This window comes from Delftia sp. WSY_10, assembly GCF_043104705.1.
GTDB classification, from domain to species: domain Bacteria; phylum Pseudomonadota; class Gammaproteobacteria; order Burkholderiales; family Burkholderiaceae_C; genus Comamonas; species Comamonas tsuruhatensis.
This window is the reverse complement of the sequence record NZ_JBICKY010000015.1, coordinates 501,851-513,504: the sequence shown is the minus strand read 5'-3', so window position 1 is coordinate 513,504 and position 11,654 is coordinate 501,851. Positions and strand designations below refer to the sequence as shown.

The window sequence follows — 11,654 nt, the reverse complement described above, 5'->3', positions numbered from 1 at the left end:
ATCATCAAGGTGGTTATGCCAAGTAAGGCGCAGTCAAAATACAAAGCTGATTACAGACTCTATGAATTCGTTGTGTTGCTCACAAGAGCAGCATGACAACAAGTTATGCCTGATGACCATAGCAAGTTGGTACCACTCCTTCCCATCCCGAACAGGACAGTGAAACGACTTTGCGCCGATGATAGTGCGGGTTCCCGTGTGAAAGTAGGTCATCGTCAGGCTCTTACAGCCCAAGAAACCCCGTAGCCCAAAGCTACGGGGTTTTTTGCTTGTTTGCGCAGAATACCTGTTCCGGCCCTGCGCGATGTGCGTGCGCCATGGTGGGTGCGCCGGCTTGAAAGACCAACATGCAACTGCAAGACATTCTGTACTCCCAAGGCTTCGGTATCCGCCGCGTGTGCTCGGGCCTGGTCCAGCAGGGCTGGGTGGAACTGTGGGACACCGAGGCCAACGACTGGGTGCGTTGCCTCGACTCCACGCAGGACATCGATCCTGAAGGCCTGCGCTATCGCGTACAGGGCGTGGAGTGGGCCTATCACGCGCTGGGCTATGTGCTGCTGCACAAGCCGGCGGGCACGGAGTGCTCGCAAAAGCCTTCAACCTATCCGAGCATTTACTCGCTTTTGCCCATGCCGCTGCGCCAGCGCCCGAACAAGGGTGCTGTGCAGGGCGTGCAGGCCGTGGGGCGGCTGGACCAGGACACGACGGGCCTGCTGCTGCTCAGCGATGATGGCCAGTTCATCCACCGCATGAGTTCGCCCAAGAAGCATGTGCCCAAGGTCTACCGTGTGACCACCAAGCATGCCGTGGATGCGCGGCAGGTGCAGCGCCTGCTGGAGGGCGTGGTGCTCGATGACGACCCCAAGCCCGTCAAGGCGGCTGCCTGCGAGCAGGTGAGCGAGCATGTGCTGGAACTCACGCTGACCGAGGGCAAGTACCACCAGGTCAAGCGCATGATCGCCGCCGTTGGCAACCGCGTTGAAGGCCTGCACCGCTGGAAGATTGGCGAGCTGGAGCTCACCGAGGACCTGCAGCCGGGCCAGTGGCGCTGGCTGTCGGCCGAGGACCTGGCCAAGCTCAAGGCCAAGTGAAGCTTTCTTGTCGTTTCCCATGATGAATTCCTCTGAGCCGCGCCCAGGCTGGGCCCTGCTGTGCACGGCCTTCGATGCCCCCACGCCGCACGCGCTGCGCATCCGGCGGGACGTGCTGATCGTGGTGGATGGCCGCGGCATGATCGATGCCGTGCTGGAGCGCGGTGATCCCCGCCGCGCCGCTCTGGAGGCCGCGCATGCGGCCGCAGGCACGCTGCAGCGCCTGCCCGAGGGCCAGTACCTTTTGCCCGGCATGGTGGACCTGCATGTGCATGCGCCGCAGTGGCCGCAAAGCGGCAAGGCCCTGGATGTGCCGCTGGAAACCTGGCTGCAGGAGTACACCTTTCCCCTGGAAGCGCGCTACGGCGATGCCGGCTTTGCCACTTCGGTGTACGACAGCGTGGTGCGTACGCTGCTGGCCAATGGCACGACAACGGCCATGTACTTCGGCACCATCCACGCCGTGGGCAACCAGGTGCTGGCCGAACGCTGCCTGGCCCTGGGCCAGCGCGCCCTGGTCGGCAAGGTGGCCATGGACGAGCCGTCGCAATGCCCCCCGTACTACAAGGACGACAGCGCCGCCGAAGGCATTGCCGAGACAGCGCGCTTCATCGACTGGCTGCGCCAGCATCCGGACAACGCGCAGCAACGCGTGCTGCCGGTGATCACGCCGCGCTTCATTCCTTCATGCACCGACGAGCTGCTGCGCGGCCTGGGCGACCTGGCTGGACGCACCGGCGCCCATGTGCAAACCCATTGCTCCGAAAGCGACTGGGCCCACGCCCATGTGCTGGAGCGGCAGGGACGTACCGATGCGCATGCCTTGCATGATTTCGGCCTGCTCACGCGCCGCACGGTCGTGGCCCATGCCAACTTCCTCACGGCCGATGACGTGGCGCTGATGGCGCGCACGGGCGCCTCGGTGGCGCATTGCCCGCTATCCAACTTCTATTTCGCCAACAGCGTTTTCCCCGCGCGCAGCGGCCGCGAGCAGGGCCTGGGCATGGGACTGGCCACGGACATTTCGGGGGGCTACAGCCCCAGCATGTTCGACGCCTGCCGCCATGCCATGACAGCCTCGCTGGCCTTGCACGAAGGCGTGGATCCGGCGCAGACGGCCGCCCGGCGCGGCAGGGCGGGGCAGGGCGTGCAGGCCCGCATCGACCACGTCTTTGCACTGTGGCTGGCCACGGCGGCGGGTGGCGATGCGCTGGACCTTCCCATTGGCCGCATCGAGCCCGGCCATGCCATGGATGCCCTGGCCGTCGACTGCCTGGCGCCGGACTCCAATGTGCAGATCTGGCCCGAGCAGGACGGCCCGGCCGACATCCTGCAGAAGATCATCCACCATGCCACGCGTGCCAATGTGGCCTGCACCTGGGTGCAGGGCGCGTGCGTGCACCGGCGCCAGGCGTCCAGCCCCGCCTGAAGACCGGCTGCGTTTGCGCACTGGCTGTTTCCCGCGTTTTCCGCTCCATGACCGAACCGACCTCCTCCTACGAAGGGCGCCTGATCGCCCGCCCTGACGACCGCGTCACGCTCTCCCAGGCCCTGTTGCTGGGCCTGCAGCATGTGATGGCCATGGACGTGTATGTCGTGCCCTTCATCATTGCCTCGGCCCTGGCGCTGTCGCAGGCCGACGCGGCGTCCATGATCCAGTCCACCTTCCTCGCAGCGGGACTGGGCACGCTGATCCAGACGGCCTGGTGCATGCGCATGCCCGTGGCACAAGGGCCTTCCTACATTCCCCTGGGTGCCATCCTGGCCGTGGCCTTTGGCGCGGGCGGCGGCTTCGGCGGCATGGGAGCGGTCTATGGCGCGCTGATTCCGGGAGCGCTGATCGTCATTGCGCTGGGGGCGCTGGGCTGGTTCCACCGCGTGATCCGCTGGCTGGTGCCGCCCATCGTCGGCGGCACCATCATCCTCGTGGTGGGGCTGTCGCTGCTGCCGATTGCGCTGAGCGCCAACGTGTTCTCTGTCCACGGCGGCATGACGGTCAACCAGTCCATTGCGCTGGCTTCGGTATCGGCGGCGCTGCTGATTGCGGCCATGATGCTGGGCCTGCGCTTCGACAACCGGCTGGGCCGCTGGATGCGCCTGTCGTCGGTGATCATCGCGCTGGCTGGCGGCACGGCCGTCGCCTGGGGCATGGGGCTGTTTGCCTGGCAGCCCATTGCCGATGCGCCCTGGCTCACGCTGCCCAAGCTGGCGGGCATCGACTATCCGCTGCAGTTCTCGCTGCCCGCCGTGCTCACCTTCGTCGTGATCTACCTCGTGGTCATGGCGGAAACCACGGGCACGTGGTTCGCGGTCTCGGCCGTGATCAACCAGCCCATCACCAGCCGCCAGCTGGACCGTGGCGCCGTGGGCGAAGGCCTGAGCTGCAGCGTGGCCGCCCTGATAGGTGCCACGCCGGTCACCGGCTACTCCACCAACGCCGGCGTGATCTCCATCACCGGCGTGGCCAGCCGCATGGTTTTCATTGCAGCCGGCCTGGTGCTGGCCTGCCTGGGCTTCCTGGGCAAGTTCTCCGCACTGATCGCGGCCATTCCCTCGCCCGTGATCGGCGGCATGTTCGCCGTGGTCTGCGTGACCATTGCCATGGCGGGCATCCGCATCCTGCGCCATGTGCGCCTGGACGAGCGTGCCATGCTGGTGGTGGGCGTGCCCATCATCTGCTCCTTCTTTGCCACCCTGGCCCCCAAGGACTGGGTGCAGACCCTGCCGGACATGCTGCAGTACCTGCTGGGCTCGGCCGTGACCGTGGGCGCCATGGCCGCCATGGTGATGAACCTCATCCTGCCGCGCGCGCAGGATGACGACGCCCCGGCCAGGGACCAGGTGGTCTGAACGCCGCAGGGCCTGCTTCCCGCAAATCCATGCAAAAAGGCCATGCGCAGTTGTTGCGCATGGCTTTTTTGCTGGAAGAGGCGGGCAGGGCCGTGCGATTCAGCGCCGCTCCAGATCGTCGATGGAGGCGCTCCAGCGGCTGTCCCAGCTGCCGCGCTCGCGCACCTGGTCGATCTGGCGGCGGTCGCGCTTGGTGGGGCGGCCTTCGTGCTGGCTGGCGATGCTGCTGGCGGGCTCCGGAGCCAGCCGGCGCTGCTCTGCCAGCCGTTCGCGCTCGGCCAGGCTTTCGGCGGTTTCCTCGTACAGGGCCTGGGCCACGGGGGCGGGGCCCCGCATGCCTGAGAGGCCGCGGATGACCACAGTGCGCGGGACCTGGCCCTGGCGCAGGGCCACGGTGTCGCCGCAGCGCACCTCGCGCGCGGGCTTGACCAGGGCTCCGTTGACGGTGACGCGGCCCTTGCCGATTTCCTCCGTCGCCAGGCTGCGCGTCTTGTAGAAGCGCGCGCACCACAGCCATTTGTCCAGACGCATGGATTCGATATCGGTCATGGCGTTATTGTGCGCGCGGCGCGGGGTGCTTGCCAGTGGCCGGCTGCAGCGGAATCGCCACGTGCGCATGCAGTCCGCAGACCAGGCCTTGCCGGTAGATGTTGCGAAGCTCGATGGCGCCGCCCAGCGTCTGCACGATCTCGTGGCAGATGGCCAGCCCCAGACCCGAGCCGCTGCGCGCATTGCCGGCCGAAAATGGCTGGAACAGCCTCTGCGCCAGCTCGCTGTCTATGCCCGGCCCGCTGTCGCGCAGGCTGAGCACGGCCTGGCTGCCGGCCTGGTGCACGCTGATGTGCAGGCTGCCGGCCGCAGGCATGTGGCGTATGGCGTTGTGCAGCAGGTTGCGCGTGAGCTCGCGCAGCATCCATTCGTGGGCAGGAACGGGGCAGGGCTCCGTGTCTATGGAAAAGTCGATGTCCTGCTCCGCAATCAGCGGCGACAGTTCGATGGCCACGTCGCGCACCACTTCGTCCAGCAGGCTGGGCGCGGGCGATGCGGGCTCGGCGCTGTCTTCCTGGCGCAGCTGCTCGACCTTGGCCAGCGCCAGCATCTGATTGGCCAGGCGCGTGGCGCGGTCCACGGTGGCGCCGATTTCCTCAAAGGCCTGCTCGGCTGGCACATCGCCGCGCTGGGCCGACTGCAGCTGTGCCTTGAGCACGGCCAGCGGCGTGCGCAGCTGGTGCGACGCGTCGCGCACAAAGCGCTTTTGGTCCGACAGCAGCTGGCGCAGCCGCAGCATGAGCTGGTTGATGGCCTCCAGCAGCGGCTGCAACTCGCGCGGTGCTGAGGGTGCCGACAGCGGGCTCAGATCGCCGCGCGGGCGCGATCGCAGGTCGCTGCTGAGCCGGCGCACGGGCTGTGTGGCGCGCTGGACGACGAAGATCACGATCAGCGCCACGGCGGCCACCAGCAGGGCCTGCCGCGCCAGCGTGGTGCGCAGGATCTGCAGGGCCAGCGCTTCACGCAGCTCCAGCGTCTCGGCCACCTGGATCACGGCCATGCCGCGCCCCTTGGCGCTGGCCACGGGCTGCAGCAGCACGGCCATGCGCACGGGCCGGCCCCGGAACTGTGCGTCGTAGAAGTCGACCAGGGCCGCGTAGGGCGGGCGCTGGGGAATGACGCCGTGCCACATGGGCAGCTCGCCAAAGCCCGACACCATTTCCCCCTCCAGCGTGGAGACGCGGTAGAACATGCGGCTCTGGTTGTCGGCCTCGAAGATCTCCAGCGCCGAGTAGGGAACGATGGCATGCAGCTGGGCGGACTCGTCATAGCCCGTCACATCCAGCTGCTCGCTGATGCTCTTGGCCGAGGCCAGCAGCGTGCGGTCATAGGCGGTGTTCAGCGCAGCCAGCGTCTGGTGGTACAGGCTCCAGGTATTGAAGCCAATGAACAGAATGACGGGCATGAGAATGCCCGTCAGCAGCTGGCGGCGCAGCGACCAGGGCTGGCGAGTGCGCGCGGGGGCGGGAAGGGGAAGACCGGGGTCGCGCATGGGCTGCGGTGAGTGGTGGAGTGCCTCAGGCCGACTCGGCCTTGAGCAGATAGCCCAGGCCGCGCAGCGTGACCAGCTGCACGCCCGTGCCCGACAGCTTCTTGCGCAACCGGTAGGCGACGACTTCCACGGCTTCGTACTGCACGTCCGACTCGCCGGGAAACACCAGCGCGAACAGACGCTCCTTGGCCACGGCATGGCCGGGGCGTGCCAGCAGGGCGTGCATCAGGGCCAGCTCGCGCGGCGTCAGCTCCATGATCTCGCCATCGCGGTGGATGGCGCCGCTGGCCTTGTCGTAGCGCAGCGCACCCATGGCGATGGTCTCGGGCGGCGGCTTGGGCGTGAAGCTGTCGCTGCTGCGGCGCAGCAGGGCGCGCAGCCGGGCCTCCAGCTCGTCGAGGTCGAAGGGCTTGGCCAGGTAGTCGTCGGCACCGGCGTTCAGGCCCAGCACGCGGTCGCCCACGGTGCCGCGCGCGGTCAGGATGAGCACGGGCGTGCGCAGGCCCTGGCCGCGCGCACGCTCCAGCACCTGCAGGCCGTCCAGGCCGGGCAGGCTCAGGTCCAGCACCACGGCGTCGGGCTCGCGCACCAGCCACTGCGCCAGGGCCGACGGGCCGTCGGCCGCCGTCTCCACCTGGATGCCGCGCCGGATCAGCGTGCGCTGCAGCGTGGTGCGCATGGCGTTGTCATCTTCTACGAGCAGCAATTGCATGGGCCGGACGTTAGCACCGGGCGCGATGCAGGCCATCGTGGCGAGAGCGATCTAGGGATTCCCCTAGGGGTTTGGACAGCCATTTGACAGGTAGCGAACCGATCATCGACAGCCTTACAACACAAGGAGTCAAACCATGCGTCGTGATACTTTTCTGAAGTCGCTGGCCGCACTGGCCGCCGCAGGCAGCCTGCCGCTGTCTGCGCAGGCTGCGGCAGCCGTCAAGATGATGCTGCCGGCCAACCCCGGCGGCGGCTGGGACACCACGGGCCGTGCCCTGGGCAAGGCTTTGCAGGACGCTGGTCAGGCTGCTTCCGTCACCTATGACAACAAGGGCGGCGCCGCCGGCGCCATCGGCCTTGCGCAGTTCGTCAACGGCAGCAAGGGCGATCCCAACGCCATGATGGTCATGGGCGCCGTCATGCTGGGCGGCATCATCACGGGCAAGCCGCCCGTGAACCTCACGCAGGCCACGCCGCTGGCCCGCCTGACCAGCGAGTACAACGTCTTCGTGCTGCCCGCCAACTCGCCCTTCAAGAACATGGCCGAGGTGATCGCCCAGCTCAAGAAGGACCCGGGCTCCGTCAAGTGGGGCGGCGGCTCGCGCGGCTCCACCGAGCACATCGCGGCGGCCATGATTGCGCGTGAAGTCGGCGTCGATCCCTCCAAGATCAACTACGTGGCATTCCGTGGAGGCGGCGAGGCCATCTCCGCCATCCTGGGCGGCAACGTCACCGTGGGCGGCAGCGGCTACAGCGAGTTCGCCGAGTACATCGGCACCGGCAAGATGAAGCCCATCGGCGTGACCTCGGGCCAGCGCCTGAAGGGCGTGGACGTGCCCACGCTCAAGGAGCAGGGCATCAACGTGGAGATCGGCAACTGGCGCGGCGTGTACGGCGCGCCCGGCATCACCAAGGCACAGCGCGATGCGCTGGTCGCCATGATCGAGAAGGCCACCAAGAGCAAGGCCTGGGCCGAGGCGCTGCAGAAGAACGACTGGACGCCTGCATGGCTGGCCGGCGATGCCTTCGGCGAGTTCGTGGACCAGGAGTTCGCGAGCCTGCGCGCCACCATGGTCAAGTCCGGCATGGTGTGATCGAGCTGCTGCACCGGCCTCTTGCGGGGTCGGTGCAGCAACAGGCCCGCCCTCCTGCGGGCCACGGCAGGCGCCAGTCGCAGCGCCTGCTTCAAGAAGCGGAAGATGCCCGCGCGCCGCGCCAGCGGCTCGCAGGCCCCGGCGGCTTAATTTTTTCCCCACGTCTGCAGCGGTGGCCGGCCCGGTCGCCGGTCCCGCTGCGGCCAGGAACTGACCATGTCCGAGTCCTCACAACCCAATCCACTTGCCACGGATGCCGCCCAGGCCGATGAGCCCAGCGGCTTTCCCTCGGTACGCGCGCAGACCATCGTCGGCTCCGGCGTGCTGCTTGTCGCCGCAGGCCTGGCCTTCGGCGCGCTGCAAATCCCTGGCGATGCCGGCTACGGCGGCGTCGGCCCCAATTTCCTGCCCTGGCTGTGTGCCTTGGTGCTCGCAGTCTGCGGCGCCTGGCTGGTCTGGGAGGCACGCACGGGCGGCTTTCGCGAAGCCTCTTGCGGGGGCGGCCACCCACGAGCCGACATCGGCGCCTTCGTCTGGGTGTCGACGGGCCTGCTGGTCAATGCCGTGCTGATCGGCACCGTGGGCTTCATCGTCAGCTGCACCGTCTGCTACGTGCTGGCCGTGCAGGGCCTGCGCCGTGCCGGCGGCCAGGCCCAGGCGGGCAAGCCCATCACCTGGGCCAAGGACGTGGTCACCGGACTGCTGATCTCGGCGCCCGTGTTCTGGGCCTTCACGCAATTCCTGGCGATCAACCTGCCGGGCCTGACTGAGACGGGGTGGCTGTAATGGAAATCTTTGACGCACTGCTGGCGGGCTTTGCCACCGCCATCACACCGGCCAACCTGCTGTGGGCCCTGGTCGGCTGCGCCCTGGGCACGGCCGTGGGCGTGCTGCCCGGCATCGGACCGGCCGTGGCCGTGGCCATGCTGCTGCCCATCACCGCCAAGGTCGATGTCACCGCCTCGATGATCTTCTTCGCGGGCATCTACTACGGCGCCATGTACGGCGGCTCCACCACCTCCATCCTGCTGAACACTCCCGGGGAGACCGCGAGCATGGTCACGGCCATGGAGGGCAACAAGATGGCCAAGAGCGGCCGCGCGGGCGCCGCGCTGGCCACCTCCGCCATCGGCTCCTTCGTGGCCGGCACCGTGGCCACCGTGGTCGTCACGCTGTTCGCGCCTTCGGTGGCCGACTTCGCCGTCAAGCTGGGCCCGCCCGAGTACTTCATGCTGATGGTGCTGGCCTTCACCACCGTGAGCGCCGTGCTGGGCCAGAGCGCATTGCGCGGCATGACGGCCCTGTTCCTGGGGCTGGCGCTGGGCTGCATCGGCATGGACCAGATCTCGGGCGCTGCGCGCTACACCATGGGCAAGATGGAACTGCTGGACGGCGTGGACATCGTGCTCGTGGCCGTGGGCCTGTTCGCCGTGGCCGAAGTGCTGTACGCCGCCATGTACGAAGGCAAGGTCGTCGATACGCAAAACAAGATGGGCCGCGTGCACATGACCGGCCGTGACTGGAAGCGTTCGTGGCCCGCGTGGCTGCGCGGCACCGTCATCGGCACGCCCTTCGGCTGCATTCCCGCCGGCGGCACCGAGATTCCGACCTTCCTGAGCTATGCCACCGAGAAGAAGCTGGCCAAGGGCGAGGACCGTGCGGAGTTCGGCACCAAGGGCGCCATCGAAGGCGTGGCCGGCCCAGAGGCCGCCAACAACGCCACCGTGACCGCCGCGCTGATCCCGCTGCTGACCCTGGGCATTCCCACCAGCAACACCACGGCCGTGCTGCTGGGCGCCTTCCAGAACTACGGCATCAACCCCGGCCCGCAGCTGTTCAGCTCGTCCGCGGCCCTGGTCTGGGCGCTGATCGCCTCGCTGTACATCGGCAACCTGATGCTGCTGGTGCTCAACCTGCCCATGGTGGGCCTGTGGGTCAAGCTGCTCAAGATCCCGCGTCCCCAGCTGTACGCCGGCATCCTGATCTTCGCCACCGTGGGTGCCTACGGCATGCGCCAGAGCGCGTTCGACCTGTTCCTGCTGTACGGCATCGGCGTACTGGGCGTGATCATGCGCCGCTTCGACTTCCCCACCGCGCCCGTGGTGGTGGGCATGATCCTGGGCCCCCTGGCCGAGGCGCAGATGCGCAACGCCGTGTCCATCGGCGAAGGCAGCTGGTGGATCTTCCTGCAGCGCCCCATGTCGCTGACGCTGATCATCATCGTGGCCTGCGTGCTCATCGTGCCGCGCGTGCTCAAGCGCCTGCAGCCCAAGCCCTCGCCGCAGGCCACTGCCGGCTGACGCCAACCCGTTGCTAGCCGGCCCGTCGATGCTACGCATGGCGTCCACGGGCTCCTGACAGCCCCTGCCTTTCGAGGCAGGGGCTTTTTTCGTCAGCTGGTTGATGCCTTCCATTCACAGATGGTGTTCCAGCAGACCGTCTAGTCCCGCGCCGCCCTTGAATCCATGATCCAGCCATCGACAGACATCGGATTCCTTGCATGCGGCAACTTTTTCCATCGCTTTCCACGGCCTCGGGCGCGGCCCTTCTGGCGCTTGTGATTTCCACGCCAGCCATGGCGGATTCAACGGCGCCGGCGGGTTCGGCTGAAGCCTCCCACTGGGCTGCCACGTGGCAGGCCAGCCCGCAGCCGGTCTGGGGGGCGGATTTCCTCTTTCCCACCAATCTGCCCGCTGTGCTGCAGGACCAGACCGTGCGCCAGGTGGCACGCATCAGCCTGGGCGGGCCGCGCTTGCGCATCGTGCTGTCCAACGCCTACGGCGGCCAGCCTGTGACCGTGGGCAGGGCGACCGTGGCAAAGCCGTTGCCGGCAGGCGCCGTCGAGTCCGGCAGCCTGCAGGCCGTGACCTTTGGCGGCAGCGCGCAAGCCACCATTGCCGCAGGCGTATCCCTGGTCAGCGACCCTGTGGCCTTGCCGCTGGCCTCGCTGTCGCAGGTGGCCGTGAGCCTGTACCTGCCCGGTGCCACGCCTGTGCAGAGTTTTCACTGGGATGGGCGTCAGACCGGCTGGATCGTGGCGGGCGATCAGTCCGCGGCTGCGGCGCTGCGGACTTCGGACCCTGGCGCAATCAGCAGCACGGCCCGCCCGCTGTTGGCGGGCATAGAGGTCGAGGCAGAAGCTGCGGCGCCCGTGGTAGCGGTGATGGGCGACTCCATCACCGACGGTGCCACGGCCAGCCTGGACAGGGACAGTCGTTGGCCGGATTTCCTGGCCGCGCGCCTTGCGCCGCACGGCGCGGCGGTGGTCAATGCCGGCATCTCGGGGGCGCGCCTGCTGTCCGATGGCATGGGCGAGCATGCCCTGGCGCGGCTGGAGCGTGATGTGCTGGCCCAGCCCGGTGTGCGCAGCCTCATCGTGCTGCTGGGCATCAACGATATTTCCTGGCCCGGCACGGCCTTTGCGCCGCGGGCGCAGCGCCCCACGCTGCAGGACATGGCAGAGGGCTATCGCCAGCTGGTTGCCAGGGCGCGCAGCCACGGCCTGCGCGTGATCGGCGCCACCTTGCCGCCTTTCGAGGGCGCCTTGCCAGGCACGCCGCTGGACGACTACTACCAGGACGGCAAGGACGACCTGCGGCGGCAGGTGAATGCATGGATACGGTTGGGCGGCGCCTTCGATGCCGTCATCGACTTCGACGCCGTGCTGCGCGACAGCGCCCACCCGGCACGCATGGCGGCGCGCTTCGACTCGGGCGACCACCTGCATCCTGGCGACGAAGGCAACCGCGCCATGGCCAACGCGGTAGACCTGAACGCCATACTGCCCGGCCTGCCGCAGCGCTAGTGCGTCGCGGCGGCGGGGGCTGGCTTCCATATAAAATGCAAATGGTTCTCATTTGTCAT

The 11,654-nt window shown here is 67.7% G+C and carries 10 protein-coding genes and 1 rRNA gene; 8 read left to right on the top strand and 3 right to left on the bottom strand.

What is annotated here, in order from left to right; translation table 11 throughout:
- The first annotated feature begins 108 nt into the window (after positions 1-108).
- The 4 genes from rrf to ACF8ML_RS08795 all read left to right on the top strand — a co-directional run bounded on the left by rrf (position 109) and on the right by ACF8ML_RS08795 (position 3,941).
- A 5S ribosomal RNA gene (gene rrf, locus ACF8ML_RS08810) occupies positions 109-221 on the top strand.
- Positions 222-347: 126 nt separating this feature from the next.
- Positions 348-1,091: a 16S rRNA pseudouridine(516) synthase gene (locus ACF8ML_RS08805; RefSeq protein WP_392406991.1), complete on the top strand. Its 744-nt coding sequence runs from the start codon at positions 348-350 to the stop codon at positions 1,089-1,091.
- A 19-nt stretch (positions 1,092-1,110) separates the two neighbouring features.
- Positions 1,111-2,520 (top strand): guanine deaminase, encoded by a 1,410-nt coding sequence (gene guaD, locus ACF8ML_RS08800; RefSeq protein WP_392406990.1) that lies wholly within the window; start codon positions 1,111-1,113, stop codon positions 2,518-2,520.
- A gap of 47 nt (positions 2,521-2,567) precedes the next feature.
- On the top strand, positions 2,568-3,941 hold the full coding sequence (locus ACF8ML_RS08795) for a uracil-xanthine permease family protein (protein ID WP_016454027.1): 1,374 nt from the start codon (positions 2,568-2,570) through the stop codon (positions 3,939-3,941).
- A 99-nt stretch (positions 3,942-4,040) separates the two neighbouring features.
- Here the strand turns inward: ACF8ML_RS08795 and ACF8ML_RS08790 are convergent, their stop codons facing one another.
- The 3 genes from ACF8ML_RS08790 to ACF8ML_RS08780 are packed head-to-tail and all read right to left on the bottom strand — an operon-like array spanning position 4,041 to position 6,730.
- The gene (locus ACF8ML_RS08790) at positions 4,041-4,490 is read right to left on the bottom strand and encodes an RNA-binding S4 domain-containing protein (RefSeq protein ID WP_074924373.1); all 450 of its coding nucleotides are present in this window, start codon (positions 4,488-4,490) and stop codon (positions 4,041-4,043) included.
- A gap of 4 nt (positions 4,491-4,494) precedes the next feature.
- The gene (locus ACF8ML_RS08785; RefSeq protein ID WP_209672733.1) at positions 4,495-5,982 is read right to left on the bottom strand and encodes a HAMP domain-containing sensor histidine kinase; all 1,488 of its coding nucleotides are present in this window, start codon (positions 5,980-5,982) and stop codon (positions 4,495-4,497) included.
- A gap of 25 nt (positions 5,983-6,007) precedes the next feature.
- A complete protein-coding gene (locus tag ACF8ML_RS08780) occupies positions 6,008-6,730 on the bottom strand; it encodes a response regulator transcription factor (RefSeq protein ID WP_016449642.1) in 723 nt (240 codons plus the stop codon).
- Positions 6,731-6,830: 100 nt separating this feature from the next.
- Here ACF8ML_RS08780 and ACF8ML_RS08775 point away from each other — a divergent pair, with 100 nt between their 5' ends.
- From ACF8ML_RS08775 to ACF8ML_RS08760, 4 genes are all read left to right on the top strand, one after another.
- Complete coding sequence (locus ACF8ML_RS08775; protein WP_016449641.1) at positions 6,831-7,790, top strand: tripartite tricarboxylate transporter substrate binding protein; 960 nt, start codon at positions 6,831-6,833, stop codon at positions 7,788-7,790.
- Positions 7,791-8,006: 216 nt separating this feature from the next.
- Entirely contained in the window at positions 8,007-8,576 is a 570-nt protein-coding gene (locus tag ACF8ML_RS08770) for a tripartite tricarboxylate transporter TctB family protein (RefSeq protein WP_016454030.1), read from the top strand.
- A complete protein-coding gene (locus ACF8ML_RS08765; protein ID WP_016449639.1) occupies positions 8,576-10,090 on the top strand; it encodes a tripartite tricarboxylate transporter permease in 1,515 nt (504 codons plus the stop codon). Before ACF8ML_RS08770 ends, ACF8ML_RS08765 begins: the two co-directional genes overlap by 1 nt.
- Positions 10,091-10,290: 200 nt before the next feature.
- Positions 10,291-11,595: an SGNH/GDSL hydrolase family protein gene (locus ACF8ML_RS08760; protein ID WP_392406989.1), complete on the top strand. Its 1,305-nt coding sequence runs from the start codon at positions 10,291-10,293 to the stop codon at positions 11,593-11,595.
- The last annotated feature ends 59 nt before the right edge of the window (positions 11,596-11,654 follow it).

Coding starts and splice junctions, on each gene's coding strand:
- ACF8ML_RS08795 (WP_016454027.1), top strand. CDS start 2,568: ATGACCGAACCGACCTCCTCCTACGAAGGGCGCCTGATCGCCCGCCCT.
- ACF8ML_RS08765 (WP_016449639.1), top strand. CDS start 8,576: ATGGAAATCTTTGACGCACTGCTGGCGGGCTTTGCCACCGCCATCACA.
- ACF8ML_RS08770 (WP_016454030.1), top strand. CDS start 8,007: ATGTCCGAGTCCTCACAACCCAATCCACTTGCCACGGATGCCGCCCAG.
- ACF8ML_RS08760 (WP_392406989.1), top strand. CDS start 10,291: ATGCGGCAACTTTTTCCATCGCTTTCCACGGCCTCGGGCGCGGCCCTT.
- ACF8ML_RS08775 (WP_016449641.1), top strand. CDS start 6,831: ATGCGTCGTGATACTTTTCTGAAGTCGCTGGCCGCACTGGCCGCCGCA.
- guaD (WP_392406990.1), top strand. CDS start 1,111: ATGATGAATTCCTCTGAGCCGCGCCCAGGCTGGGCCCTGCTGTGCACG.
- ACF8ML_RS08785 (WP_209672733.1), bottom strand. CDS start 5,982: ATGCGCGACCCCGGTCTTCCCCTTCCCGCCCCCGCGCGCACTCGCCAG.
- ACF8ML_RS08780 (WP_016449642.1), bottom strand. CDS start 6,730: ATGGCCTGCATCGCGCCCGGTGCTAACGTCCGGCCCATGCAATTGCTG.
- ACF8ML_RS08790 (WP_074924373.1), bottom strand. CDS start 4,490: ATGACCGATATCGAATCCATGCGTCTGGACAAATGGCTGTGGTGCGCG.
- ACF8ML_RS08805 (WP_392406991.1), top strand. CDS start 348: ATGCAACTGCAAGACATTCTGTACTCCCAAGGCTTCGGTATCCGCCGC.